The sequence below is a fragment of the Streptomyces sp. NBC_00448 genome, assembly GCF_036014115.1.
In the GTDB taxonomy this organism is placed as follows: Bacteria; Actinomycetota; Actinomycetes; order Streptomycetales; family Streptomycetaceae; genus Actinacidiphila.
On sequence record NZ_CP107913.1, the window covers coordinates 3,125,176 to 3,150,481 of the forward strand.

21 protein-coding genes are annotated in these 25,306 nt (G+C 71.4%); 12 read left to right on the plus strand and 9 right to left on the minus strand.

Features of this window, described 5'->3' with window-relative positions; translation table 11 throughout:
- The first annotated feature begins 86 nt into the window (after nucleotides 1-86).
- Nucleotides 87-1,322: a tRNA dihydrouridine synthase DusB gene (dusB, locus tag OG370_RS13190; RefSeq protein WP_443060662.1), complete on the plus strand. Its 1,236-nt coding sequence runs from the start codon at nucleotides 87-89 to the stop codon at nucleotides 1,320-1,322.
- Between the two features lie 90 nt (nucleotides 1,323-1,412).
- Here dusB and OG370_RS13195 read toward each other — a convergent pair whose 3' ends face one another.
- The 5 genes from OG370_RS13195 to OG370_RS13215 all read right to left on the minus strand — a co-directional run bounded on the left by OG370_RS13195 (nucleotide 1,413) and on the right by OG370_RS13215 (nucleotide 7,782).
- Entirely contained in the window at nucleotides 1,413-3,059 is a 1,647-nt protein-coding gene (locus OG370_RS13195; RefSeq protein WP_328463806.1) for a beta-N-acetylhexosaminidase, read from the minus strand.
- A gap of 7 nt (nucleotides 3,060-3,066) precedes the next feature.
- Complete coding sequence (locus OG370_RS13200; RefSeq protein WP_328463808.1) at nucleotides 3,067-3,852, minus strand: carbohydrate ABC transporter permease; 786 nt, start codon at nucleotides 3,850-3,852, stop codon at nucleotides 3,067-3,069.
- A gap of 131 nt (nucleotides 3,853-3,983) precedes the next feature.
- Nucleotides 3,984-4,949, minus strand: a complete 966-nt coding sequence (locus OG370_RS13205; protein ID WP_328463810.1) for a carbohydrate ABC transporter permease — start codon at nucleotides 4,947-4,949, stop codon at nucleotides 3,984-3,986.
- 179 nt (nucleotides 4,950-5,128) lie between these two features.
- Nucleotides 5,129-6,454: an extracellular solute-binding protein gene (locus OG370_RS13210; protein WP_328463812.1), complete on the minus strand. Its 1,326-nt coding sequence runs from the start codon at nucleotides 6,452-6,454 to the stop codon at nucleotides 5,129-5,131.
- A gap of 140 nt (nucleotides 6,455-6,594) precedes the next feature.
- Nucleotides 6,595-7,782, minus strand: coding sequence for an ROK family transcriptional regulator (locus tag OG370_RS13215; RefSeq protein WP_328463815.1), 1,188 nt, complete (start codon nucleotides 7,780-7,782; stop codon nucleotides 6,595-6,597).
- A gap of 263 nt (nucleotides 7,783-8,045) precedes the next feature.
- Between OG370_RS13215 and OG370_RS13220 the strand changes: the two genes are divergently transcribed.
- Complete coding sequence (locus OG370_RS13220; protein WP_328463817.1) at nucleotides 8,046-10,244, plus strand: RICIN domain-containing protein; 2,199 nt, start codon at nucleotides 8,046-8,048, stop codon at nucleotides 10,242-10,244.
- A 447-nt stretch (nucleotides 10,245-10,691) separates the two neighbouring features.
- The gene (ppdK, locus tag OG370_RS13225; protein WP_328463819.1) at nucleotides 10,692-13,454 is read left to right on the plus strand and encodes a pyruvate, phosphate dikinase; all 2,763 of its coding nucleotides are present in this window, start codon (nucleotides 10,692-10,694) and stop codon (nucleotides 13,452-13,454) included.
- 430 nt (nucleotides 13,455-13,884) lie between these two features.
- Here ppdK and OG370_RS13230 read toward each other — a convergent pair whose 3' ends face one another.
- The gene (locus OG370_RS13230; protein ID WP_328463821.1) at nucleotides 13,885-14,361 is read right to left on the minus strand and encodes a hypothetical protein; all 477 of its coding nucleotides are present in this window, start codon (nucleotides 14,359-14,361) and stop codon (nucleotides 13,885-13,887) included.
- 23 nt (nucleotides 14,362-14,384) lie between these two features.
- Nucleotides 14,385-15,593, minus strand: a complete 1,209-nt coding sequence (locus OG370_RS13235; protein WP_328463823.1) for a helix-turn-helix domain-containing protein — start codon at nucleotides 15,591-15,593, stop codon at nucleotides 14,385-14,387.
- A gap of 238 nt (nucleotides 15,594-15,831) precedes the next feature.
- Here OG370_RS13235 and OG370_RS13240 point away from each other — a divergent pair, with 238 nt between their 5' ends.
- From OG370_RS13240 to OG370_RS13270, 7 genes are all read left to right on the plus strand, one after another.
- Nucleotides 15,832-16,254, plus strand: a complete 423-nt coding sequence (locus tag OG370_RS13240) for an ATP-binding protein (RefSeq protein WP_328463825.1) — start codon at nucleotides 15,832-15,834, stop codon at nucleotides 16,252-16,254.
- A 112-nt stretch (nucleotides 16,255-16,366) separates the two neighbouring features.
- Nucleotides 16,367-16,762 carry a hypothetical protein gene (locus OG370_RS13245; RefSeq protein WP_328463827.1) on the plus strand — a complete coding sequence of 132 codons (396 nt, stop codon included), beginning with the start codon at nucleotides 16,367-16,369 and terminating at the stop codon, nucleotides 16,760-16,762.
- 49 nt (nucleotides 16,763-16,811) lie between these two features.
- Entirely contained in the window at nucleotides 16,812-17,330 is a 519-nt protein-coding gene (locus OG370_RS13250) for a DUF6907 domain-containing protein (protein ID WP_328463829.1), read from the plus strand.
- The gene (locus OG370_RS13255) at nucleotides 17,327-17,593 is read left to right on the plus strand and encodes a helix-turn-helix domain-containing protein (protein ID WP_328463831.1); all 267 of its coding nucleotides are present in this window, start codon (nucleotides 17,327-17,329) and stop codon (nucleotides 17,591-17,593) included. Before OG370_RS13250 ends, OG370_RS13255 begins: the two co-directional genes overlap by 4 nt.
- A 4-nt stretch (nucleotides 17,594-17,597) precedes the next feature.
- Nucleotides 17,598-18,716, plus strand: coding sequence for an adenosylhomocysteinase (locus OG370_RS13260; protein ID WP_328463833.1), 1,119 nt, complete (start codon nucleotides 17,598-17,600; stop codon nucleotides 18,714-18,716).
- Between the two features lie 8 nt (nucleotides 18,717-18,724).
- The gene (locus OG370_RS13265) at nucleotides 18,725-19,273 is read left to right on the plus strand and encodes an NUDIX hydrolase (protein ID WP_328463835.1); all 549 of its coding nucleotides are present in this window, start codon (nucleotides 18,725-18,727) and stop codon (nucleotides 19,271-19,273) included.
- Nucleotides 19,274-19,713: 440 nt separating this feature from the next.
- On the plus strand, nucleotides 19,714-20,322 hold the full coding sequence (locus OG370_RS13270) for a lamin tail domain-containing protein (protein WP_328463837.1): 609 nt from the start codon (nucleotides 19,714-19,716) through the stop codon (nucleotides 20,320-20,322).
- Nucleotides 20,323-20,425: 103 nt separating this feature from the next.
- Here OG370_RS13270 and OG370_RS13275 read toward each other — a convergent pair whose 3' ends face one another.
- The gene (locus OG370_RS13275; RefSeq protein ID WP_443060663.1) at nucleotides 20,426-21,376 is read right to left on the minus strand and encodes a helix-turn-helix transcriptional regulator; all 951 of its coding nucleotides are present in this window, start codon (nucleotides 21,374-21,376) and stop codon (nucleotides 20,426-20,428) included.
- 101 nt (nucleotides 21,377-21,477) lie between these two features.
- Between OG370_RS13275 and OG370_RS13280 the strand changes: the two genes are divergently transcribed.
- Nucleotides 21,478-22,992, plus strand: coding sequence for an MFS transporter (locus tag OG370_RS13280; protein ID WP_443060664.1), 1,515 nt, complete (start codon nucleotides 21,478-21,480; stop codon nucleotides 22,990-22,992).
- A gap of 263 nt (nucleotides 22,993-23,255) precedes the next feature.
- Entirely contained in the window at nucleotides 23,256-24,257 is a 1,002-nt protein-coding gene (locus OG370_RS13285; RefSeq protein ID WP_328463841.1) for an aldo/keto reductase, read from the plus strand.
- 40 nt (nucleotides 24,258-24,297) lie between these two features.
- Here the strand turns inward: OG370_RS13285 and OG370_RS13290 are convergent, their stop codons facing one another.
- Nucleotides 24,298-25,302: an NAD-dependent epimerase/dehydratase family protein gene (locus OG370_RS13290; RefSeq protein ID WP_328463843.1), complete on the minus strand. Its 1,005-nt coding sequence runs from the start codon at nucleotides 25,300-25,302 to the stop codon at nucleotides 24,298-24,300.
- Nucleotides 25,303-25,306: the final 4 nt, after the last annotated feature.

Sequence of the window (25,306 nt, forward strand, 5' to 3'; positions counted from 1 at the left end):
GAATCATTACTACTGTACAACCAAATTCATTACTGTCGTACAACCGTTTTCCCCGACCACCTCCGCCGGTACGGGACAATGGCCGTATGACCGCTGACGCCACCCTGGCCCCGCCCGCGACGGGCACCTCGGCCCCGCCCGTGCCCGGCGCGCTCCGGATCGGCCCGCACACCGTGTGGCCGCCGGTCGTGCTCGCGCCCATGGCGGGGATCACCAACGCGCCCTTCCGCACGCTGTGCCGGGAGTTCTCCGGCGGCCAGGGGCTGTTCGTCAGCGAGATGATCACCACCCGGGCGCTGGTCGAGCGCAACGACAAGACCATGCAGCTCATCCACTTCGACGCCACCGAGACGCCGCGCTCCATCCAGCTCTACGGCGTGGACCCGGTGACCGTCGGCAAGGCGGTGCGGATGATCGTGGACGAGGACCTCGCCGACCACGTCGACCTCAACTTCGGCTGCCCTGTGCCGAAGGTCACCCGCAAGGGCGGCGGCTCGGCCCTGCCCTTCAAGCGGAACCTGCTGCGGGCGATCCTGCGCGAGGCGGTCGGCAGCGCGGGCGACCTGCCGGTGACCATCAAGATGCGCAAGGGCATCGACGACGACCACCTCACCTATCTCGACGCCGGCCGGATCGCCGTCGAGGAGGGCGTCACGGCGGTCGCGCTGCACGGCCGTACCGCCGCGCAGCACTACGGCGGCACCGCCGACTGGGACGCCATCGCCCGGCTCAAGGAACACGTCCCCGAGATCCCCGTACTCGGCAACGGCGACATCTGGTGCGCGGACGACGCGGTGCGGATGATGCGGGAGACCGGGTGCGACGGCGTGGTGGTCGGGCGCGGGTGCCTGGGGCGCCCCTGGCTGTTCGGCGACCTCGTGGCCGCGCTCGGCTCGGGTGGAGCCGGCTCCGGCGGCTCGGCCGGTTCCAACGGTGACGGCTCCGGCGGCGGCGCTCCCGCCACGCCCGACTTCGGCAAGGTGGCCGCGGTGATGCTGCGGCACGCCGAACTCCTCGGGCAGTGGCTCGGCGACGAGACCCGCGGTGTGGTCGACTTCCGCAAGCACGTGCCCTGGTACACCAAGGGGTTCTCGGTCGGCTCCGACGTCCGGCGCGCCCTCGCGATGGCCTCGTCCCTGGCGGAGCTGGCCGACCTGCTCGGGTCGCTGGACCGGACGCAGCCGTGGCCGGCCCACGCGGACGGCCCGCGCGGACGCACCGCGCCCGGCAAGAGGGTCGTCCTGCCGGACGGGTGGCTGAACGACCCCTACGAGTGCGCCGCCCTGACGGAGGACGCGGAGTCGGCCACGTCCGGAGGGTGACCCACGTCCGGAGGCTGACCGACCTCCGGAGGCTGACGCGGGCCGCCGGGCCGACGCCGGCCCTTCACCGTCGCGTGCGGGTCACCACTCTCACGCGCGGGCCGGCGGCGGTGTCGGCGCCGCCGTCCTGATCCCGGCCGTGAGCCGGTCGATCAGCGCGTCCCACTCCTCACGGGTGGACGGCTTCCCTCGCACCCCCGGGCGGGTCTGCCAGGGCAGCGGCCCGTCCGGCCTGCGGTACTCGACCCCGAACGCGTCCAGCCGGGCGAGATGCGCCTGGAGCCGGACCCGGAACTCGCCGAAGTCCCGCTCTCCGGTGGTCCACAGCGCCTCCGCGACGGCACACAGCCGGGGGAAGACGTAGTAGTCGACGGTCCGCGGCGAGTCCATGTGCTCGGTCCACACGTTGGCCTGTCCGCCGACGACACGGGTCGCTTCCTCCGCGGTGAGCGCGGCCGGGACCGGGTCGAAGGAGTAGGCGTCCTCCAGCGTGAGCGGGATGGAGAACGGGATCGGTTCGTCCTCCTGTTCGGACTGGCGGTAGTCGAGGTAGACCAGGTGGTCAGGGCAGGACAGCACGTCGAAGCCCCGGCGCGCGCCCGTCACGGCTCCGGCGGTGCCCCGCCAGGAGGCGATCATGGCGCTGTCGGGCAGCGGGCCTTCCAGCGCTTCGTCCCAGACCAGCACCCGGCGGCCGAGGGTCTCCAGATGGTCGGCGAGCTGGGTGGTGAACCACGACTGGAGCCCCTTCTCGTCGGTCAGACCGCGCTCCGCGATGAGTTGCTGGGTGCGCGCGTCCTGCTGCCACTGCTCCTTCGGGCACTCGTCGCCGCCGATGCCGACGTGGCGCGACGGGAACAGCTCGGTGATCTCGTCGAGCACGTGGCGGTAGAACGCGACGGTGGACTCCTCGGCGTTGAGCAGGTGGGGGTTGACGCCCCAGCGGGTGCGCACCCCCAGCCGGGCGTCGGTCACCCCCAGTTCGGGGTACGCGGCGATCGCGGCCTGGGAGTGCCCGGGCACATCGATCTCCGGGACGATGCTGATGTGCCGGTCCGCCGCGAAGGCGACGATCTCGCGGATGTCGTCCTGGGTGTAGTAGCCGCCGTGCGGCCGGTTGTCGTCCGGAGCGTCCTCCGCGGCGCCCAGCGGGGAGGACGCGCGCCAGCTGCCCACCTCGGTCAGCCGCGGGTAGCGGCGGATCTCGACCCGCCAGCCCTGGTCGTCGGTGAGGTGCAGATGCAGCACGTTCAGCCGGTGCAGGGCGAGCAGGTCGATCAGGCGCAGCAGCGCGTGCTTGGGCATGAAGTGCCGGGCGACGTCGAGCAGGAGACCGCGCCAGGCGAACCGCGGCCGGTCCTCGACGGTGACCGCGGGGACACTCCACCGGGGCGCGTGACCGGTGGCGGCGGCGCGGTACACGTCGGGCGGCAGGAGTTGCAGCAGGGTCTGGCCGCCGTAGAAGACGCCCGCGCGGCTGCCGCCTGCCACCCGGATGCCCTCGGGCTCGACGGTGAGCCGGTATTCCTCCGGGCCCAGGGCGTCGTCCAGTTCGAGGGCGATCCGCCGGGGCGCGTCGGTGTTCAGCGGAAGCGGGAGGCGGGTCGGGCGCCGCAGCGCGTCGAGCAGCCAGTGCGCGGTCGGCAGCAACTCGGGCGGTGCGGTGAGGCCGGTGGCTTCGTCCAGCGGGAAGGCTCCGGAACGGCGGTGCACGGAGGCCGGGCGGGGCAGCAGCATCGGGAGGTCAGCCTTTCACGGCTCCGGCGGAGACACCGGAGACAAGTTTGCGCTGGATGATCATGAAGAAGAGGACGACGGGGAGCGAGAAGACGACCGACCCGGCCATCTGACCGCTGAAGTCGGTGCCGGTCAGCGGGGTGGAGAACGAGGCGAGCCAGACCGGCAGGGTGTAGTGGCTCTGGTCCTTCATGAAGGTGAACGCGATGAGGTAGTCGTTCCAGGCGGCGATGAAGGCGAAGATTCCGGAGGCGATCACGCCGGGGACGACCAGCGGGAAGAGGATGCGGGAGAGCACCTGCCAGGTGCTCGCGCCGTCGATGCGCGCGGCTTCCTCGATCTCGACCGGGATGGCGACGAAGAAGCCGCGCATCACCCAGATGGAGAACGGCAGCACCAGCGCCAGGTACGCCAGGATCAGACCGGTGTACGTGCCCAGCAGCCCGGCCTTGTTGAAGACGATGAAGGTCGGGATGAGCAGCGCGGTGCCGGGCAGCATCTGGACGACCAGGATCGCGACCATGATGGTGCGCCGGCCGCGGAACCGGAACCGGGTCAGGGCCGCGGCGGCGAACATCCCCAGCACGACGGAGAGCGCCACCGTCCCGCCCACCACGACGAGGCTGTTCCTGAGGTCCCGGGCGAAAGCGGTCTGGTTGATCGCGGCGTCGAAGTTCGCCAGCGTGGGCGAGGTGGGAAGGAACCGCGGGGTCGGGGTCATGGCCTGGGACCGCGGTTTGAACGCCGTGTTGATCATCCAGTAGACGGGGAAGAACCACAGGACGCAGAACACCGCGGCGGTGAGGTTGGCGCCGACGCGCCCTCGCCGCCCTCGGCGCCGTCGAGGACGGCGCGCGGAAACGGAAGCGGAAGCCGAGGCAGAGGCGGAAGCAGAAGCCGAAGCGGAAGTGCTCGGGCGGCGGGTCACAGATCCTCCCCGGAACGCAGCAGGTTGCGGATGTAGAGGGCCGTGAGTCCGAGCAGGACGACGGTGGTGACCACGGACAGCGCCGCGCCCTGGCCGATGTGGAAGTTCACGAAGGCGGTCTTGTAGGAGTAGATCCCCAACGTGGTCGTGGCGTCGTCGGGTCCGCCGGAGGAGATCAGCCAGATCTGGTTGAAGACGTTGAAGTCCCAGATCACCGACATCAGCGTGACCAGGAGCAGGGTGGGCCGCAGCATCGGCAGGGTGATCGACCACCACACCCGCCACTCGCCGGCGCCGTCCAGCCGTGCGGCCTCGTCGAGTTCGGCCGGAAGCTGGGTGAGGGCCGCGTAGAGGGTGAGCGCGATGAAGGGCACCGCCTGCCAGACGACGAGCGCCCCGATGGACAGGTAGGCCAGCCAGGCGTTGTTGGACCAGTCGGTGCTGGTCATGTCGCCGAAGAGGTGGGTCTGGGTGAGCAGCCAGTTGACCACGCCGTACCCGGGCTGGAACAGCCACTTCCACACCAGCGAGGAGGCGACGGTGGGCATCGCCCAGGCGAAGATCAGCACCACCGTGGTGAGGGTGCGCATGCCGCTGCCGAGCTTGGTCAGCAGATGGGCCACGCCGGTGCCGATGACGACGCTGCCGAGCACCATGGCCGCGGTGAAGACGGCGGTACGGCCCAGCGAGCGCCAGAACTCGGCGCTGCCGAACAAGGTGCCGTACTGGCTGACGCCGACAATCCGGTAGGCGCCGGTGAACAGGGTGCGCTGGTTGTAGTCGGTGAACGAGGCCCACACGAGGAACGCGATCGGCAGCACGCTGACGGCGATCAGGACGAGCCCGGCGGGGGTGAGCAGCAGCCACGGGGCCAGGTGGTGGCGACGGCGCCGCGGTGCGGGGCCGGGCGGAGAACCGGTCGGAGGGGCGTGGCGGACACGCGTCATCAGGGAACTGGTCATGGGTCTTCTCTGGGTTCTGGCGGACAGCGCGGCCGCCGAACACCTGGTCGCGTGCCCACGCTGGTCTGGGGGGTCGACCGGAATCGCCGGTACGACGGGGGCCGGTGACGGCCGCGGGTCAGCGGATCACCCCTCCGCGCCGGCGGTCGGCGGCGCGGCCCTGGATCACGCGGGGCCGGTCACTGCCCGGAGTTGAGCACCTTGGACGCGGCGCCGTCGAAGGCCGTGGCCGCCGTGGACGGCGACTTGGAGCCGGAGGCGATCGAGCTGAAGAGGCTGTTGATGTCCTTGTCGCCCTCGATCTGTGCCCAGTCGGCGCTGGCCGGAGTGGCGTCGGAGCGCAGCGCGGCCTCGAAGAAGCCCTTGTTGAGCGCGGTGAGGTGCGCCTTGGCCGCCGTGATCCCCTGGGAGCTGTTGGGGATGAAGCCCTCCTTGCCGGCGATCCAGGTGGACTGCACGCTCGGGCTCGCCGCGATCTTCGTCCAGGCGAGGGCGAGTTCGGTGTTCTTGCTGTGCGCGGCGATGCCCCAGTCCGAGCCGCCGAGGAACACCGGCTGGTTCTGGCCCGACGTGCCGGGGAACGGGAAGGTGCCCAGGTCGGAGTCGGTCAGCTTCGGGTTGGCCTTCTCGATGGCGGCGATGAACCCGCTGGTGGCGATGATGGCCGAGGTCTTGCCGTCGGCGAGGACCTGCGTCTGATCGGGCGTCAGCGCGTCGACGGTGCGTGACGCGGGGCTGGAGTAGGTGTTCTGGAACGCCTTGAACGCCCGCAGTCCCCGCTGGGCCGCGGCTGAGGTCAGCCCCGGTTGCCAGTCGGAGCCCTTCTTCGTGGCGATGGCGCCGCCCGCGTCCCAGACGTACTGGATGCCCGCGTACCAGTTCTGGCCGGGGTAGTAGAAGGGCGAGAAGTCCTTGGCCGGGTGGGCGGTGCGCACCTTGTCCAGGTCCGCGGTCAGTTCGGCGTAGGTCGTGGGCGCCTTGGTCACCCCGGCCTGCGCCCACATGGTCTTGTTGTAGATGACCGCGCGCGCCCCGGCGAAGCCCGGGACACCGTAGAGATGCCCGTCCACGGTGGCCGGGTCGACCAGGCCGGCCAGCCAGGTCCGCTGCTGCGCCAGGTCCTCGCGGTAGGAGGTGAGGTCCTTCAGGCCGCCGTTCGCGGCGAACGCGGCGACCTGGGTGTTGCCGATGTCCAGCACGTCGGGGGGGTTGGCGGTCGACAGCGCCGTGGTGACCTTGGTGGTGATGTCGTCCCAGCTCTGCACCTGGATGCTGACCTTCGCCCCGGTCTGCTGGGTGAACCGGCTGTCGATCGCCTTGAGCGTGGCGTCGCTGTAGTCGCCGTCCATCACCCACACGGTGAGCTTGCCGGCCTTGCCGCCGGTGGCCGAGACCTGGCGCTGGTCGGTGCTGGAGCCGCCGTTCCCGGCGCTGCCGCAGGCGGCCAGGCCGCCGGCCAGCGCGAGCACGAGGGCGGCCGCGAGCGTGCCTTGTCTGTACGTCATGGTGCTTCCTTCGGGGCATGTCCGGTGACGGTCACCGGTTTTCCGGCAGAACTCATGGCTGTGCGGCGGGGCGCGGGACGAACAGCTCGCGTCCGCGGACGCCGGTACGAAGGCCCGGTCTCGCGCGCGCGACCGGGCGGTCAGAGGACGTTCAGTTCTCCGGCGAGCACGAGGCACGCCGCACCCTGGAGGATCAGGTCGTGGTCCTCGGTCAGGGCCCTGATCCGCAGCGAGGCGCCGATCGGCGGCAGGGTGCGCATCCTGACGGTGTCGGCGGCGGCCTCCAGCAGCGGGCCCTGGAGCAGTTCCGCCGCGCCGACGAGGACCAGTTCGTTGAGGTTGAGCGCGCAGGCGATCGGGGCGAGCACCATGCCGAGCGCCTCGCCGGCGCCGGTCAGGATCTCCGCCCGCTGCCCGGCGCCGGCCTCGGCCAGCCGCTCCCGCAGGCAGCCGGCGTCGATCAGGGGGTCGAGGCACCCGCGGCGGCCGCAGATGCACAAAGCCCCGGCCGGATCGACCGTGACGTGCCCGATCTCGCCCGCGGCGAACTGCTCCCCCTCCACGAGCTGGCCGTCCACCACCAGCCCCGCGCCGACCCCGTGTTCGGTCAGGATCACCATCAGGTTCAGCGAGCGCGCCTCTCGCAGATGGAGCACCGCCAGCGCGGCGGCGTTCGCGTCGTTGCCGACGTACGCCGGGACACCGAACCGCTCGGTGAGCCGTGCGGCCATCGGCAGGCCCTGCCAACCCAGGTGCGCCGCATGGCGGATGACTCCCCGGTCGTCCACGGTGCCGGGCGTGGCCACGCCCAGGCCGAGCACCCGGCTCGGGGCCGCGTCCACCAACCGGGCCGCCAGTTCGGCGACCAGGTCCCAGGCCGCCGCGCCGACGGCGTCCCCGATGTCGGTCCTGGCCCGGGCCACCACCCTCCCGCGCAGATCCGTGACCGCTCCGGAGAAGTGGCCGTCCGGCGAGAGGTCCAGCACGACGGCGCTCCTGCTGCCGTCCTGGATCTCCACCAGCGGGGACGGCTTGCCGCGCCGCGGGCCGCTCTCCACCGGCCGCTCCGCGTACGCCACCAGGCCGTCCGACTCCAACTCCGCGACCAGCGCCGAGATCGTCGGCGCCGTCAGTCCGGACTCGCGGGTCAGGTCCGCCCGGCTCATCGCGCCCTGGCGGTACAGGGTCGTCAGGACCAGCGAGCGATTGTGGGCTCGGCTGTCCTGGGTCTGCGCCTTCGTGCGCTCGGCCCGTCTGCGCGGAACGGGCGGCAGAGCGAACAGCCCCCTGGGCGGGCGCTGTCCCTTGGCCGTCCTCGCATCACTCACCGGGGCTCCAATTTCTTAGATGTCTTTACTTAAGACGCCTTAAGGCTGGCTCGGCGGCACACCCCTGTCAAGAGGTGCGGCGGCCCCGGGATCGCCAACGGCGTCCCTCCGCAGCCCTCTTGACAGGACCGGAGCGGCATCCCAACCTTCTAAGGCCACTTAAATTAAGCGTCTTAAGTTATGGACGCCCTCGCGCGTGGCGTTCACGACACCTGCCGCCCGCGGCGGCCCACCCCGCAGTCCCCTCGCCCTACGGAGGCACCATGCCACCCAGCAGATCTCGCTCCGCCACGGCGGGGCGCCGGAGGACAGCACTGACCGGAGCCCTGTCGGGGGTCCTCGTGGCCGGACTGGCGGTGACCGGGCTGGTGAGTCCGACGTCCGCGGCGGCGGCCACCGCGGGGCCGATCACCATCGGCGGAAAGTGCCTGGACGACGCGGACTTCGGCACCGGCAACGGCTCGGTCGTCCAGGTGTTCACCTGCAACGGCTCGTCGGCGCAGAACTGGACCTGGCAGGCCGACGGCGCCCTCACCGTGACCGTCGGCAGCACCACGAAGTGCCTGGACGTCACCGGGGCCTCGAATGCCGACGGCGCCCTCGTCCAGCTCTACGACTGCGTCGCCGGTGCCCCGCAGCAGGGCTTCCGGCACCTGCCCGACGGCACGCTCTACAGCGCCAGGTCAGCCAAGTGCCTTGCCGTGCAAGGAGGTTCGATCGAGGACCACGCGCGCGTCGGCCTGGAGCCCTGCGACCCCGCCCAGAGCACCGAGCAGTGGTCCGCGCCCTCCGCACCGGCCTCGGGGTACACCCTGTCCGGGGCCGCCCCCGTCCCGTACGACCGCTCCGACGACACCCCCGCGTCCGTCTTCACCGACCAGGACGGCAGCTTCTACTACACCCAGGCCCACTCCCTGTACGGGCCGACCGACTCACGGCAGTGGAAGTTCTACACCGGCGCCGACTTCGACAACTCGTCCGACGCGTCGATCGACACCGCGGTCAACCCCGCCAACAGCGCCGACCGCAACGACGACACCACCTGGCGCTGCAACAACAGCCCGACCGGCACGTCGGCCAGCTACGACACGGCCGACCTCGCCGGATACGCGGAGCGCAACTACTGCGACCTGAGCGGCGTATGGGTCGACCCCGACACCGGCTGGTGGTACGGCCTGGTCCACAACGAGTTCACGCCCAGCCCCTTCGACGACGGCATGCACTACGACGGGATCGACTACGCCGTCTCCAAGGACCACGGCGCCACCTGGGCGATCCAGGGCCACGCCATCACCTCGCCGTACAGCACCCAGCGGGGCGACACCGCCGCCTTCCCGCAACAGACCTACTACTACGGCGACGGCGACCAGCGCATGTTCGTCGACTACGCGTCCGGCTACTTCTACGTCTTCTACGCCTCCCGCACCCTCAACAAGTCCGGCGGCGGGTCCATCTGGGAGGAGCACGCCGCACGCGCCCCCATCTCGCAGAAGATGGCCGGCTCGTCCTGGCAGAAGTGGTACGACGGCGCCTGGCAGTCACCCGGCGTCGGGGGCGCCGAGAGCGACATCGTCCCCGCGGACGGCGGCGGCCCCGGATACATCGACGCCGGGGACGACTACCACCCCGCCACCGCCGGCAGCACCGCCGCCCAGGTCGGCGCCGGCACCCTGCCGGACAACTCCCAACTGGCCGTCATGAACGTCGCCTGGGACGCCTACCTCGGCAAGTACATCGCCACCCCGCAGAACAACGTCGCCCAGAACACCGGCGTCGACACCCCGCTGCACGTCTACGCCACCGACAGCCTGGCCAGCGAGAAGTGGGTCGACCTCGGCCTGGTCACCAGCGACACCAACGGCGCGTGGTACCGCTGGTTCCTGGACCCCGCCAACAAGACCAGCTCCACGGTGGTCGGCAGGACCTTCCGCTCGTACTGCGCCTTCGAGTGCTCGGGCGACAGCCAGGGCGAGTACGTCGACGTCACCCTGGCGCCGACCTCCGCCTCGCGGCTGCCGGCGGCGCCCGTCACCGGCGCCACGCAGATCACCGCGGGCAACGGCAGGTTCCTCAAGCAGAGCGGCACGTCGCTGACGACCACCTCCTCCTCCCGCGCCGCCGACCAGCACTGGACCTTCACCGCAACCGGCGACGGCTTCTACACCGTCGCCAACGCCGCGACCGGCCAGGTCCTCGGGGTGGGGACCGGCGACGCCGGACGCGCCTGGGGCGCCCCGGTCACCGTCGGCACGCCCGGCTCGGCCCCCGCCGTCGGGATGCAGTGGAGCGTCCAGAAGACGACGTCGGGCGGCTTCCGCCTGGTCAACCGGTACAGCGGGCTGGCGCTCAGCATGACCGCGGGCGCCGTGACCACCTCGCCGCAGCGCGGCTGGGACAACAGCACCGCGAAGGGCGGCGACCGGACCCCGTCCGCCGCCCAGTTGCTCTCCTTCACCCGCTGAGCGGCGCGCCCCGGCGAACTCCCGGCCCCTCCCGGTGCCTGCCGCCGCCCGCACATCGCGCGGCGGCAGGCACCCGCACCTCGCGCGGCACGCGCCCGCCTCCTCCCCTGCGTATTCCGCGTACGTCCAACAGATGAGACCCCGGACACCCGGAACGCGTGATTCCCGCCACGCCTGATACCCATTGCGCTCAAATGAGCGCACATCAGAGCGCCCTACTTCTCGAATGCTCGGCACTCAGTGCCACCCCGGTTGCGTACACCCACCCACCACACCCGTCACCCTGCGTACGCGAACCGCCCGCCGCACCTCGCGCTGCGAGGTCTTCCGTTCGACTCGTGAACGGAGGGCCCGGCCCCGACGGACGGCCGCGCACTTTGGATTAGACGGCAGACGAGCGGTTACACCCGTGTGTCGTGGTGATGGACATACGTAGGCACCTTCGAGATGGGTACGCTCCCCGCCGTCAGGGCATCCAGGACGCGAGGAGTCAACGGACCCGTGTCGACACGCGAGAAGAAGCGCAAGTACGTCTACGACTTCACAGAGGGCAACAAGGACCTCAAGGACCTGCTCGGCGGGAAGGGTGCGAACCTCGCCGAGATGACCAACCTCGGTCTGCCCGTCCCTCCGGGCTTCACCATCACCACCGAGGCGTGCAAGGTCTACCTGGAGTCCGGCGCGGAACCGGCCGCGCTCCGCGACGAGGTGAGTGCGCACCTCGACGCGCTGGAGCAGCGGATGGGCCGCACGCTCGGCCAGCAGGACAACCCGCTGCTGGTGTCGGTGCGTTCCGGGGCGAAGTTCTCCATGCCCGGGATGATGGACACCGTCCTGAACATCGGGCTGTCGGACGCGTCGGTGGCCGGCCTGGCCGCGCAGGCCGGCGGCGACGAGCGGTTCGCCTGGGACTCCTACCGGCGTCTGGTGCAGATGTTCGGCAAGACCGTGCTCGGGGTGGACGGCGACCTCTTCGAGGAAGCGCTGGAGGAGGCCAAGCGGGCCAAGGGCGCCGACAGCGACCTCGGGCTCGACGCCGCCGACCTGCGGCAACTCGTCGACGAGTTCAAGGCGATCGTCGCCAGGCAGGCCGGGCGGGACTTCCCGCAGGGGCCGCGCGAGCAGATGGACCTGGCGATCCGGGCGGTCTTCGACTCCTGGAACACCGAGCGGGCCAAGCTCTACCGCCGCCAGGAGCGCATCCCCGGCGACCTCGGCACGGCCGTCAACGTCTGCTCGATGGTCTTCGGCAACCTCGGCCCCGACTCCGGCACCGGCGTGGCCTTCACCCGCGACCCGGCCAGCGGACAGCAGGGCGTCTACGGCGACTACCTGCAGAACGCGCAGGGCGAGGACGTGGTGGCCGGCATCCGCAACACCGTGCCGCTCGCCGACCTGGAGTCGATCGACAGGGCGTCGTACGACGAGCTGATGAAGATCATGGAGACGCTGGAGACGCACTACAAGGACCTGTGCGACATCGAGTTCACCATCGAGCGCGGGCACCTGTGGATGCTGCAGACCCGGGTCGGCAAGCGGACCGCGGCCGCCGCCTTCCGGATCGCCACGCAACTGGTGGACCAGGGGCTGATCGACGAGGCCGAGGCACTGCAGCGGGTCAACGGGGCGCAGCTCGCCCAGTTGATGTTCCCCCGGTTCGAGGACTCCGCGACCGTCGGCGCCAAGTTCCAGCGGATCGGCTGGGGCATCGCCGCCTCGCCGGGCGCGGCCGTGGGCAAGGCGGTCTTCGACTCGTACACCGCGGTGAAGTGGTCGCGGTCCGGGGAGCGGGTCATCCTGATCCGGCGCGAGACCAACCCGGACGACCTCAACGGCATGATCGCCGCCGAGGGCATCCTCACCTCGCGCGGCGGCAAGACCTCGCACGCGGCGGTGGTGGCGCGCGGGATGGGCAAGACCTGCGTGTGCGGCGCGGAGGAGCTGGAGGTCGACACCAAGCGGCGGCGGCTGACCGCGCCCGGTGGCGTGGTGATAGAGGAGGGCGACCTCATCTCGATCGACGGGTCCTCGGGGAAGGTGTACGTCGGGGAGGTGCCGGTGGTGCCGTCGCCGGTGGTCGAGTACTTCGAGGGCCGGATGCACGCCGGCGCCGAGGAGGCCGACGAACTCGTGCAGGCGGTGCACCGGGTGATGGCGTACGCCGACCGGGTGCGGCGGCTGCGGGTGCGGGCGAACGCCGACAACGCCGAAGACGCCTCGCGGGCCCGGCGGTTCGGCGCGCAGGGCATCGGGCTGTGCCGCACCGAGCACATGTTCCTGGGCGAGCGGCGGGAGTTGGTGGAACGGCTGGTGCTGGCCGACACCGACGCCGAGCGGGAGGAGGCGCTGGGCGCGCTGCTGCCGCTGCAGAAGGCCGACTTCGTGGAGCTCTTCGAGGCGATGGACGGACTGCCGGTCACCGTACGGCTGTTGGACCCGCCGCTGCACGAGTTCCTGCCCGACATCACGGAGTTGTCGGTGCGGGTCGCGCTCGCCGAGGCCCGCAAGGACGAGAACGAGAACGACCTGCGGCTGCTGCAGGCCGTGCACAAGCTGCACGAGCAGAACCCGATGCTGGGGCTGCGCGGAGTGCGGCTCGGCCTGGTCATCCCGGGGCTGTTCGCGATGCAGGTGCGCGCGATCGCCGAGGCCGCCGCGCACCGCCGCTCGGTCAAGGGCGATCCGCGCCCGGAGATCATGGTCCCGCTGGTCGGCACCGTGCAGGAGCTCGAACTCGTCCGCGACGAGGCCGACGCGGTGATCGCCGAGGTGGAGGCGGCCACCGGCACGGACCTCAAGCTCTCCATCGGCACCATGATCGAGCTGCCGCGGGCCGCGCTGACCGCCGGTCAGATCGCGGAGGCCGCCGAGTTCTTCTCGTTCGGCACCAACGACCTCACCCAGACGGTGTGGGGCTTCTCCCGTGACGACGTGGAGGCGTCGTTCTTCACCGCCTACCTGGAGAAGGGCATCTTCGGCGTCTCCCCGTTCGAGACGATCGACGTCGACGGGGTGGGCGCGCTGGTCCGCTCCGCCGCCGAGGCGGGCCGCGCGGTCCGCCCGGGCCTCAAGCTCGGCGTCTGCGGCGAGCACGGCGGCGACCCGGAGTCGGTGCACTTCTTCCACCGGGTCGGCCTCGACTACGTCTCCTGCTCGCCCTTCCGCATCCCGGTGGCCCGTCTCGAAGCGGGCCGGGCGGCGGCCCGTTGACCAACTGAACCGGGGCCGGGTCCGGCCCGCCGGCGGCGGCCCTTGCCCTGGGGCCCCAACCCTCACCGCCCGGCACCCCCGGACCCGGCCCCTCACCCCCGGGGGCGGCGCTTCGTGCGGAGGCGCCGCCCCCGGGCATGCCCGGTGACTACGTCACGGGGCGCAACGGGGTAACAGCAGCGAGGGCCCCCTCTCCAGGCCCAGGTGGAGACCCTCCAGGCCGCCGTAGACCAGATGGTCGGGTCGTGAACACCCCGGGTACTCCGGCAGAGCCGGGGAAGAGGGTCCGCGACAAGATCGTCATCGAGTCGAAGGGCATCGCCGCCACGGCGGCCACCTTCGGCGTCTCGGTAGTGCTCGCGGTCCTCAGACAGCACAGCACGGCGCCCCATCAGCTTGGGCTGGTGGGGCGCTTTTCGTCGTTTGCGGTTCAGTCCCGGGCTGCGCCTTCCGGCCAGATGACCGAGTGCGGCACCCCAGTCCTCTCCGCGTACGCGACGACGTCAGCAGTGCCTCCGTAGCCGCGAGCCGGCTGTCCATCCCAGACAGCCACCAGGAGATCCACGATGCCCACCAAAATCTCGCTACCGGCTTGGTGAGCCTCGGAGTTCGACTCCTTCAGCCCGGTGGAGTGCACCTCCGACGCGCGACGCAGCAGTTCGTCGTACGTGGCGTGGTGGGAGTCAGGCAGGCTTTCTCGGTACGCCTCGGCCGGAATCACCGCCTCGATCTGGCCACCGTGGTCCAGGACCGCCTGGGCGAACCAGGCGTCCGGGCCGTCAGCAATGCACGAAACGCCCACCAGGTCGGTCGGCGGGTACTGCTCGACCACAGCGACGAGTGCGGCTCGAACGAGCTGCTCCACGTCTTCTGGCAAGCCGCGGTGACCGGTGATTCCCAGGCGCATGGTCGCGTCCTTCCGCCGGATGATCACAGATAGACCCCGTGTAGCCGCTCGTCGAAGTCCCTGACCACCTTGGGCGGAGTCGGGGAGGTGTAGGAGCGTCTCACGGCTCGGGCCCGCTCCACGATCCGGCCGGAACGGTAGCGCACCCCTGTTTCGAGTGCCCTCGTCGCCATAAAGAACGCGCCATCCAGTCGTCCCGACGCCAGGTGCGCCGACGCGAGATCGAGTGTCAGCAGCGCACGTTGCTTCTCGTGACCTGACGTGAGGGCTTCACCGGCCTCGTCCTGGGCTGACCTGACCCACTCGGGCAAACCGAGTCGCGCCCCGCAGGACAGCCGCATCGCTGCGACCTTCGCGCCGTTGAAGGTGAACATCCAGGGCCATGGCGCCGGTTCCTCGGAGGAGACCGACTCAGCGGTGCGGGCAGCCTTCGTCAGGGCCCGATCGGAGGAACGCTGGTCTCCCGCCGCCGCGTGCGCGAGAGCTTCCGCCGACAGCAGCCACGCATCGGCGATGGCCAGGCGGCGGTCGGCGAGCTGGCGCCTCGCCTGCTGGAGGAGGTTGAGACCCTGCACGGCGTTCCCGGCGTGCGCCTCAAACTGGGCGAGGGAGCCGATCTGGTAGGCCGCAAGGAGCTGGTCTCCGGAACTGCGGGCCGCCTTGACGGCCGTGCCGTACCAGGTACGTGCTGAGCCGTAGTCGCCCATGTCCCAGGCAAGCCAGCCAGCCAAGCTGGCGGCTTCACTCCCGACAGCAGCCAGGCGCATCTTCGCCTCCCGCTCGTCGGTCTCGCTGGTAATCGCCTGCGCGAGCCGCAGATGGGCAAGCACGGGCTCCTGAAGCTGACGGGAGGACGTTGAGCCGTCCAGCCGCCGAAAGGCCGTCGTGGCCAGCCGCAGAGGGGCCGCCTGGCCGACGTCGCCGTCCTGCGCGGAGCGGGTCGCGAAGGTCGGGGAGAGGAGCGGAACGGCGGCTACAGCCGCCACATCTTTGAAGAAGGTGCGCCTTTCCACTTCTGATCCATCCACATGGGCGGCCAGCGCCGCCGATTGATCGGCGAGACCGACCAACCTCAACGGGATACTCAGATGGATGGCCGCCCTCGCCAAGAGGGTCATGTTGTAGGTCGCGGTGCCGTGGCCTTCCAGCCGGGAGATGGCCGACTGGCTCAGGCCGCATGCTTCGCCTAACTGCTTCTGGGACAGGCGGGCTTCGACTCGGGCCAGTTTCACTACACGGCCGAAGTTGCCACTGTTCGAGGCTTCTCGAACCGCCTGAGCTGACCGGTTCACCGCTGTTACCCCACGAGTCGTTGGTACATCGCTGCTCTCGTCGACCCGCCGTGCGCATGCGGCAAGTGCATAGCCGTATGCGGGACTCGGGTCATCGCTGGTACGAACAGCATGACGCGCTGTTTGGTCAACTCACTACCCGTGATGGGGAAGTTCCTACCCGCTACTCACCGAGGCCATGATGACCGTGACCACCATTGCGCGTCCCCGAGGACACCCTGGCTACTCCGAAACGCTGCCGTGCGTCGTCGAGAGCGCGGAGATCGCCCGTCAGCTCGTGCGCACCGTCCTGTCGGCGTGGGGACTGGACGACCTCGTGCCCGACGGGACCCTCATCGTCACCGAACTGGTTGCCAACGCGGCGCAGCACACCCGAGGTCCCCTGATCCGGGTCACCGTTGATCGTCCCAGCTCCGCGATCGTACGGATCGGCGTAGTGGACAGGTCGCACACCCTCCCTCAGCTCCGGCAGCCCGACTCCGACGACGAGCGCGGGCGCGGCCTTGCCCTCGTGGACAGCCTGACCGAGCGCTGGGGCACCGACCGCCTGCCGCTAGGCAAACGGGTGTGGGGAGTACTCACCTGCGAGGTGGCCCAGTGATCCGCAAGTGGGGCCTGGTCCTGCTCATGGGCTGGTCGGGGATCGTCGTCATCATCGGTCTGGCCGCACTGTGCGGGCTGGAGATCGGGCTCGCCATTGCCGGGAGCCCGTGATGGGCGCCCGGAGATTCATCTGCGGGCGGCGCACCCTGGTCCCGAAGGTACTGGTCCGCACGGCACTCGACCTGGCACGGGCCGACGACGCGCACACATACGCCCGCGAGGACGTGTTCACGGCGCTGGTGTGCACGATCGAGCACAAGGGCCCCGTGCACTACGGCGCCGCGCTGAATCTGCGCGGCCCCGAGGCGGGAACACTGTGGGCACTGTGGCGCGACGGTGAAGCCCCGCACGCGGTGATCGAGATCCCCGACTGCCCAGGCCGTAGGGCCGAGGACGCCTGCTCAGAGTTCCAAGGCCACCCCGGCGGGCATAGCTGGGAGCTGGTCGACCCGCCCCGACTCGCCGCTGCTTTCCCTCTCCGGCTGTCGCATCCCCCAAGACCTTGACCAGCGGCAGCTTCAACAGACGACCGACACCAAGATCGAGGAGTCGCGCATGACCGATCGTTCCCCGGCCCCTTCCGCCCCGAGCGAGTTACGCACCGACAGTGGCTCACGGCGCTGGACGTTGACGACCACGGATGGACATACCCTGCGCGGCTACCTGCCGCCGTGGGCCGGAGTCGACCCGAGTGAGGACGACGTACCCCCGAGCCAGTTGGCCGATGTCCTCACCGACATCCACCACAGCAGGTCCTTCACCGGGCAGACCGCATCGGTCTACACCGCCACCGGTCGCGCCTCCGGGCCGGTGGAACAGGAGATCCTCTCCTCCACCCTGGACTGCACCCCCAACGTGGAACCGCCCCAGCCGCAAATGCCCGTGGTGAACGTCCACCTCTGCGAGGAGAGCTGGATCACCGACCTGGACCCGGATGGCGTGGCGGGGGTAGCCGCGATGCTCCGGGCCCAGGCCGACCATCTGGAGAACGAGGTCCGACCGGCCCTCGTAGCCGCCCGCCGCGACTGGACCTCCCACCACTGGTGGCGATGGCCCAAGGCGGCTGCGCAGTGAACGGCGAGTTTCCGCCTCCCGTCGCCGCACGCGGCCCCGCCTGCTCCATCAGAAACCGGGCGGTCACCTGGGCACGGGAGATGGCCGGGCTGACGAAGCGGGCGCTGGCCGCGTGCGTCGGCATCTCCGAGCAGTTGATAGGCGAGATCGAGTCCGGCTGGCGCAGCGCCACCCGGGCGAACCTCGGGAAGATCGCCGAGGCGCTCAACTGTCCCCTGGTCGCGCCGGAACGCAGGCGCCACCACATTCCGTCCGAGAGGTGAGGTCATGGAGTCGTTCGAACGCGCCCGGTTGGACGCCTACTTCGGCAAGATCACATCCCGTTTCCGCCCCGAGGAGCGGCCCTCGTCCCTGCTCGTCACCCATCTCCTGCCCGAGCGTCCGAGCTTCGTCCGGGCCGTCGCCGCCACGTCCCACCTGCGTGCGGTGCTCCCCAAGCCGAAGTCGATCGCGCCTCCCGCCCAGCGCGAGATCGAGTCCATCGCGCAGTGCGACCCGCTCACCCGGGACCTGTTCACGGACCCGGACCAGGCCCTGGGGTACCTGGAGTCCCGGGCAGCGGGAGAGCCCATGGTCCTGCTCGACGTCGGCGGGTACTTCGCGCCCACGCTCAACGCCCTGCGAGACCGCTTCTCCGGGACCATCCTCGGCGTGGTCGAGGACACCGAGAACGGTCACAAGCGGTACGCCGACCTCGACAAGCCCTGCCCGATCGTGTCCGTGGCCCGCTCGCCCCTGAAGGACCCCGAGGACTTCCTCGTCGGCCAGTCCGTGGTCTTCTCCACCGAGGCGCTCATGCGCAGCCGGGGCGACATCCTGCACGGCCGGGCCGCCCTGGTCATCGGATTCGGCAAGCTCGGCTCCTCCATCGCCCGACTGCTGCACGCCAAGGGTGTGCAGGTCACGGTGTACGACATCGACCCGATCCGCCGCACCCAGGCCCTCTCCCAGGGCTTCACCGTCGCCCGCGACCGGGACACCGCCCTGCACAACGCGGGCCTGGTCCTGTGCGCCACCGGGGCTGTCTCGCTGCGCAGCGAGGACTTCTCCGCGCTCCGCAACGGGGCCTACGTCGCCACCGTCACCAGCAGCGAGGACGAACTCGACCTCGCCGGGCTGCCCGCCGTCTACCAGCGCACCCGGGACGGTGAACACGTCACCAGGTACCAGACCACCGGGCACTACTTCTACCTGCTCAACGGCGGCAACGCCGTCAACTTCCTGCACGGCGCCAGCGTGGGGCCGTTCATCTTCCTCGTCCAGGCCGAGATACTCGCGGCCATCCGCATGCTCACCCGAGGCGACCTCCCCGGCGGCATGCACGAGGTGAGCGCCGCCGACCGCGCCGTCATCGCCGACACCTGGCTGACCTACTTCAACCGCTGAGGAGACCCATGCCCATCACCGCCCAGCACGTCCGCGACACCCTCACCACCTACCTGGACCAGCACCCCCAGGACAAGGACTCCCTCACGGCCCTCGTCACCGCCCTCGGGGACTCCGCCGAGACCATTGCCTCGCGCAAGGAGTTCCGGGGACACGTCACCGCAGGGGCCCTGCTGCTGCGCCCTGACGGCCGCGTACTGCTCGTGGAGCACAAGGCCCTGGGGAAGTGGCTCTTCCCCGGTGGTCACCTGGAGGAGACGGACGAGACCCTCATGGACGCTGCCCTGCGGGAGCTGGCCGAGGAGACCGGCATCGACCCCGGACTGGTCACCCCCGACAGCCCGATCCCCCTGCACATCGACGCGCACCCCATCCCCGCCAACCCCGCCAAGGACGAGCCGGACCACCAGCACTTCGACTTCCGCTTCCTCTTCCGCACGACGGCCGAGGTGGGCGGTCTCCAGGCCGAAGAGGTCCTCGACTACTCCTGGCAGTTCACCGACACCCTCACCGCCGAGCCCCTGCGCAGCCGGCTCCTCGCCGTTCCCGTGCACTGAGCCGCCTCATCCGACCCCGGTCGCCGCGTTCCCCCGTCGCGGCGACCGGGGCCTTTTCGTGTCCCCGGACCACCCCGGCCACGTCCCGGGCCCCGTCCCAGGTCTGCCCGGCGCCGCCCGAGGGCCCCGTGCACCCGAGCGTCGTTATCTTCGAGCGGGGGCGGAGGCGTGTGGGTGTTCGGGGTGGCTCGGGGGTGGCGGGGAGGGCTGGTCGGCGCGGGGGTTGGGGTCGGTGGGGGCGGGGTGGGCGCGACGCGCCCGAGCGGGCCGAACGGTGACCGGTACAGGCAAGAGTTACCGAGATGTCCGGATTCCGTAACGCGAGGCGATCATGCGTCGCAACGGGTGGCGAAGCGGTCACAGTGAGGTTGCCCGGCGGGTCGCCGGGTATCCGCACCACTCGTCCCGGTCCCGTACCGAACCCGCACGAAGGGGGACACATGTCCCGTATCGCCACCCGTATGACCGCCGCCGCGATCGGTGCCGGCGCGCTGCTGGCCGCCGCGGCGCTGCCGGCCGTCGCCGCCGACGGCCGGCAGCACCTGCCGGCCCACCACCCGCAGCGCTCCGCGGTGGTCCTGGGAGCGGTCCACCACGACAGCGCAGGGCGCGACACCCACTCGGCCAGGGCGCTGGACACGGAGTGGGTCACGGTCGACAACACCGGCCGCAACGCGGTCAACCTGAACGGATGGACGCTGTCCGCGAGCGACCACCACGTCTACCGGTTCAGCCACCTCACCCTGGCCGGCCACAAGTCCGTACGGGTGCACACCGGCGCGGGCCGGAACACCACACGCGACGTGTACCAGAACAGCCGCACCCTGGTGTGGGCCCACGCCACCGAGACCGCGACCCTGCGCGACAGCCGCGGGCACCTGGTCGCCAGCAAGTCGTGGGGCAAGCGCGACGAGCACCGCGGCGGGCGGGCCGGAGACCACCGCGCGGGTGACAACCGCAACGGCGACCACCGCGCAGGTGACCACCGCACCGGCGACCACCGCACCGGAGACCGCCACACCGGCGATCACCGCAACGACCACCGCTGAGCCGCAGGCCGCCACTGAGCCGTAGTACGCCGTGCCCGCCCCGTCGCCCGCACCAGGGCGGCGGGGCGGTCGTACGCCCAGGCTCCAGGGAGCCGGTGCTCGTTCACACCGCCAGCGGCCGGCGGCTGCGCTCCTCCTCCGCGAGGACCAACGCGTGCAGCCGGTCCAGCCGTTCGCGGGTGGTCGCGTCGGTCGGGACGTACGTGGTCAGCCGCGGCCCCTGCTGCGGGCCGAGCCACAGGTGGGTGAAGTCGAAGGCGAGCAGGCCGACATCGCGGTTGAGGTAGCGCTTGACGTGGCTGTCGGGCTGGACCAGCACCTCGTGCCGCTCCCACAGCGCGCAGAACTCCGGCGACCCCTGCTGGAGCCGTTTGAGCAGGGCCTTCCAGGCCGGTTCTGCGAGGTGCTGGGCCATGGACGCGCGGAACTTCGCGGCCATCAGCCGGATGTTCTCCGCGCGGTCCAGCATCCCTTCGCGCCACACCGGGTCGGTGAAGGCCAGCCACATGAGGTTGCGGTCCTCGGGCGGCATCCGGTCGAGGTCGCCGACCAGCCGCCCGTAGGTGCGGTTGTGGGCGATGATGTCGTAGCGGCTGTTGAAGACCGCGGCGGGCAGCGGTTCGAGCTGGACGAGCATGGCGCGCACGGTGGCGGACATGCCCGGGCAGTCCAGGTCCGGATGCGGGTCGGCGGCCCCGGCGAGCGTGAACAGGTGGCTCCGCTCCATCCGGTCCAGCATCAGCGCGCGGGCGATCGCGTCGGCGACCTGCCCGGACACCTGGATGTCCCGGGCCTGCTCCAGCCACGTGTACCAGGTCACCCCGACCGCGGCGAGCTGCGCGACCTCCTCGCGGCGCAGCCCGGGCGTGCGCCGGCGGCGGCCCGGCGGCAGGCCGACCTGCTCCGGCGAGATCCGCTCCCGGCGGCTGCGCAGGAACGACGCGAGTTCGTGCCGGCGGCTCTCGGCGGCCACCCCGGCGTCCACCGCCTCGACGCGGTCCACGGCTTTACGGTCGGAAACCGTACGGGCGGCGCCTGGCGCGGTCGGTGTCATGCTCCCAGCGTGCCGCACTCCGCAGACCGTTGCCAGGTGGCGCTCATACCTGGATAAACGCTCTCTGGTACCCCCCTGAGCAGAGGTCCATCGTTGGCCGGGTGACCGATCGCATGGAACACACCCTGACATCCCGGGCCCAGGTGCTACCCCGGGTCACCCACCTCGGCACCGGCCGGCACACCGGCAACAGCACCGGCACCGGCACCGGCACCGGCACCACCCCCGCCCCCTCCCCCGGCCTGAGCGCCCTCGGACTGCTGACCGTCCTGCTGGGCGCCGCCCTCCCGATGGTCGACTTCTTCATCGTCAACGTCGCCCTGCCCACCATCGACCGCGACCTGAACGCCGGCTCCGCGGTGCTGGAGATGGTGATCGCCGGCTACGGCGTCGCGTACGCCGTGCTGCTCGTGCTCGGCGGCCGGCTCGGCGACATGTTCGGCCGCCGCAACCTCTTCTTGTGGGGCTTGGCGCTGTTCGCGCTGACCTCGCTGGCCTGCGGTCTCGCGCCCAACGCGTGGAGCCTGGTCGGCGCGCGGGTCGCGCAGGGCGCCGCGTCGGCGCTGCTGCTGCCGCAGGCGCTGGCCACCGTCCAGTCCGCGACCTCCGGCAGCAGCCGCGCCAAGGCGCTGAGTTACTACGGCGCGACCGCGGGCATAGCCAGCGTGGTCGGGCAGGTGCTCGGCGGTGTGCTGGTCTCCGCGGACATCGCGGGCAGCGGCTGGCGGGCGATCTTCCTGGTGAACGTGCCGGTCGCCGCGGTCGCGTTCGTCCTGGCGCTGCGCACGGTGCCGGAGACCAGGTCGCCGCATCCGGCGCGGATCGACCGGGCCGGCACCGGGCTGCTCGCGGTGACGCTGGTCGCGCTGCTGCTGCCGCTCACCGAAGGCCGCGCGGCGGGCTGGCCGGTGTGGGCGTGGGCGCTGCTGGCGCTGTCACCGTTCACCGCGGCCGCGTTCGTGGCGGTGGAGATGCGCGGCGAGCGCACCGGCGGCAACCCGCTGCTGCCGCCGTCGCTGGTCCGTATCCACAGCGTGCGCAGCGGGCTGATGCTGATCGTGCCGTTCTGCCTGGGCTTCGGCGGCTTCATGTTCGTGGTGGCGGTGGCGATGCAGGACGGGCTGAGGTTCAGCGCGCTGCTGGCGGGCGCGGCGCTGGCCCCGCTGTGCGCGGCGTTCTTCGCCGCCTCGCTGCTCGGGCCGCGGATGGTCGCGCGGTGGGGACGGCTCACGGTGACCGCCGGGTCGCTGATCCAGGCCGCGGGCCTGCTGATCCTGGCCGCCACCTTCCTCTGGGGCTGGCCGCACCTGGGGGTGTGGGCGCTGGCACCGGGCATGGCGGTGACCGGGTTCGGGCAGGGCCTGGTGCTGCCGGTGGTGTTCCGGATCGTGCTGAGCGAGGTGCCCGCGGCGCAGGCCGGGGTCGGCAGCGGTGCGATGGCCACCACCCAGCAGTCGGCGCTGGCGCTGGGCGTCGCGACGCTCGGCACCCTGTTCCTGAGCCTGTCGACGTCGATCGGCGTGCGGGACGCGCTGGTGTGGACGCTGCTCGCGCAGCTCGTGGCGGTGGCGGCGACGGTCGCGCTGAGCCTGCGGCTGCCGCGCAGGGTGGTGTGAGCGGGGGGCTTCCCCCGGTCGCGGGGGCGGGGCCGGCGCGGACCTCGAAACGGGGGACACGCCGGGCGCCCGGCGAGGAGGCGAACGCACGGAAGATCCGCTTCCCGCGTGCGACGGTGAGGGAATGCGGCGACGCCGACCCGCCCTCGTAGCGGCCGCTCCCCGGCCGCACCCCGCGTGACACCCGGCGCCACACCGCCGCCCGTACGACCTGTGCCGTCCCACCCCGCCCCCGCCCCACCCGTCCTCACGAGGAGATCCCGATGCGCACCCGCCCCCTCGGCACCACCGGCCCCACCGTCTCGGCCATCGGCCTGGGCTGCATGGGCATGACCGCGGTCTACGGCCCGACCGACGACGCCGAGTCCACCGCCACCATCCACGCCGCCCTCGACGCGGGCGTCTCCCTGCTCGACACCGGCGACTTCTACGCCATGGGGCTCAACGAGCTGCTGATCCGCGACGCCCTGCGCGCCCGCCCCGGCAGCCGCGAACAGGCCGCGATCAGCGTCAAGTTCGGCGCGCTGCGGGACGCCGGCGGCGGCTGGAGCGGATACGACGGCCGGCCCGCCGCGGTGAAGAACTTCCTCGCGTACTCCCTCAACCGGCTCGGCACCGACCACGTGGACGTCTACCGGATCGCCCGGGTCGACCCGGACGTGCCGATCGAGGAGACCGTCGGCGCGATCGCCGAGGAGGTCCAGGCCGGGCGGGTGCGGCACATCGGGCTGTCCGAGGTCGGCGCGGACACCCTGCGCCGGGCCGCGGCCACCGCGCCGATCTGCGACCTCCAGATCGAGTACAGCCTCTTCTCGCGCGGCATCGAGGAAGCCGTCCTGCCCGCCGCCCGCGAACTGGGCATCGGCATCACGGCGTACGGGGTGCTCTCCCGCGGCCTGCTCAGCGGCCACTGGACCAAGGAGCGCGGCTTCGACCCGACCGACTTCCGCAACCGCTACCCGCGCTTCTCCGGTGACCGCCTCGACCGCAACCTCGCCCTGGTCGAGGCCCTGCGCGAGGTCGCCGACGGCAAGGGCGTCACCGTCGCGCAGGCCGCCATCGCCTGGGTGCTCTCACGCGGCGACGACATCGTCCCCCTGATCGGCGCCCGCCGCCGCGACCGCCTCGCCGAGTCCCTGGGCGCCCTCGACGTCACCCTCGACGCCACCGAACTGGCCGCGATCGAGGCCGCGATCCCACCCGGAGCCGCCTCCGGCACCCGGTACGACGAGACCCAGATGCAGCACCTCGACAGCGAGCGCTGACCCCCGGCCCGCGGACACGGACACGTGCGGGCGCGGGTGATCAGCCGTCCGTGGGCGCGTTCGGCGGGGGCGGGGGGTGGGCGGGCTCGGCGTGGGCGGCCAGGACCGCGCGCTCCTGTGCCGGGGTGAAGGTGTACTTCAGCGGGGGCTCGCCGCGTTGCCGGTCCCAGGCGAGGACGTCCGCGGCGGTGGTGGCCAGCGGGGTGGCGGGCAGGCCGGCGGCGCGGGCGCGGGCGGGGTCGCGTTGCTGGGTCGGCCAGTTGGGGCGGATCAGCGGGAACATCGCGGGGAGGGGTGCGGTGGAGGGCGGCACGGGGACGAGTTCGACCTCGGCGCCGGCGACGCGGGCGCAGGTGTGGATGAGGCCGCCGAGGGTGGTCGGCGCGGCGGGGCCGACCGCGTGGAAGGCGCCGGCGCGGTCGTCGGTGATCAGCCGGACCACCAGCCGGGCGAGGTCGCGGGAGTCGACCACCTGCACCGGTTGGCGCGGGTCGCCCGGCACGGCGACCCGGCCGCCGCGGGCGGCCCGCCGCACCCAGTAGGTGAACGCGCTGGACCGGTCGTAGGGGCCGGCCACCTTCCCGGGCCGCACGATCGTGGCCCGGGCGCCGTACCGCGCGGTGACGTCGTCCTCGCAGGCGACCTTCAGCGGGCCGTACGTCTCCTCGCTCAGCTCCTCGGTGTCGCGGACCGCGGGGCGGCGCGGGGTGTCCTCGTCGGAGCCGGGCGCGATGCCCTCGCGCCGGTACACCGCGTGGCTGGAGACGAACAGGTACCGCCCGACCCGGTCGCCGAGCACGTCCATCGCCTGACCGACATGCCGCGGCAGATACCCGCTGACGTCGGCCACGGCGTCCCAACCGCCCTGTCCCAGCGCCGCGTAGTCCCCGCTGTCCCGGTCCCCGAGCAGCCGGGGCACGCCCGGGAACAGCTCCGCCCCGGTCCGGCCCCTGCTGAAGAGGGTCACGTCGGCCCCGGACTCCAGGGCGGCCTCGACGATGGCGCGGCCCACGAACGAGGTGCCGCCGAGTACGAGTACGCGCATGGTG